The following is a 1,321-nucleotide window of genomic DNA, read 5'->3' as shown; positions in this document are numbered from 1 at the left end:
TGAACCGCGCCGGGATTGTCGGAGGCTTCCACTCCTGAGAGATTGAAGCCACGATGAGCAAGACGACGAACAAGTTCTCCGCCGAGGTCCGTGCCCGCGCGGTTCGGTTGGTGCTGGAGCATGAGAAGGATCACCCATCGCGATGGGCGGCGGTGATGTCGATCGCGTCGAAGATCGGCTGTTCCGGCCAGACGCTGAACGAATGGGTGAAGAAGGCCGAAGTTGAAGCTGGCACGCGGGCCGGTATTCCAAGCGAGACGGCGGAACGGCTGAAGGCGTTGGAACGGGAGAACCGGGAACTGCGGCAAGCCAATGAGATCCTGCGCAAGGCCAGCGCGTATTTTGCGATGGCGGAGCTCGACCGCCGGTTCAAGCCATGATCGCCTTCATCGACGAACATCGGGGTGCGCACGGGGTCGAGCCGATCTGCCAGGTCCTGCCGATCGCCCCGTCCACCTATCATCGGCATGCATCCCGGCGAACCGATCCGGATCGTCTGCCGGAACGGGCCAGGCGGGACACGGCGCTGAAGATCGCGATCCGGCGGGTGTTCGACGAGAACTTCGCCGTCTATGGCGTGCGCAAGGTTTGGCACCAGCTCAAGCGGGAAGGCCGGATCGTGGCCCGCTGCACGGTCGCACGGCTGATGCGCGAGATGGGCCTGCGAGGCGTGATCCGGGGCAAGCCGGCGAAGACCACGGTGAGCGACAAGACGGCGCCCTGTCCGCTGGACCACGTCAATCGCCAGTTCCATGCGCCCCGGCCGAACATGCTGTGGCTGTCGGACTTCACCTACGTCGCCACCTGGCAGGGGTTCGTCTATGTGGCCTTCGTCATCGACGCCTTCGCCCGGCGCATCGTCGGCTGGCGGGTGTCGCGCACGGCCCATGCCGCCTTCGTGCTTGATGCTCTGGAGCAGGCCTTGCATGAGCGGCGACCGGTCAAGCACGGCGGGTTGGTCCACCATTCGGACAGGGGCGTCCAATACGTCTCGATCAAGTACACCGAACGCCTGGCCGACGCGGGGATCGAACCCTCGGTCGGCAGCGTCGGTGACAGCTACGACAACGCCCTGGCGGAAACCATCAACGGCCTTTACAAGGCCGAGGTGATCCACCGGCGTGGGCCATGGCGTTCCTTCGAGGCCGTCGAGTACGCCACCCTGGAATGGGTCGACTGGTTCAACCACCGGCGGATCCTGGGGCCTATCGGCAACATCCCGCCAGCCGAAGCCGAGGCACGATTCCACGCCACGCTGGACCAACCTGCACTGGCCGCGTGACTCAAACCAAACTGCCTCCGACAATCCCGGCGCGGTTCA

1 protein-coding gene and 1 other annotated feature are annotated in these 1,321 nt (G+C 65.0%); the gene reads left to right on the top strand.

Features of this window, described 5'->3' with window-relative positions; all coding sequences use genetic code 11:
• Window positions 1-53: 53 nt before the first annotated feature.
• Window positions 54-1,282, top strand: a protein-coding gene (locus MEU52_RS21680; RefSeq protein WP_238123947.1) for an IS3 family transposase whose coding sequence is annotated in 2 segments (ribosomal slippage) — window positions 54-342 and window positions 342-1,282 — 1,230 coding nt in all. Because the reading frame shifts where the segments join, the coding sequence is not laid out codon by codon here.
• Window positions 335-451: a sequence feature (AL1L pseudoknot), on the top strand. (Overlaps the previous gene by 117 nt.)
• Window positions 1,283-1,321: the final 39 nt, after the last annotated feature.

This window comes from Xanthobacter sp. NM-25 (assembly GCF_022138605.1).
Lineage (GTDB): Bacteria > Pseudomonadota > Alphaproteobacteria > Rhizobiales > Xanthobacteraceae > Xanthobacter.
This window is presented reverse-complemented; position numbering and strand designations above follow the sequence as displayed.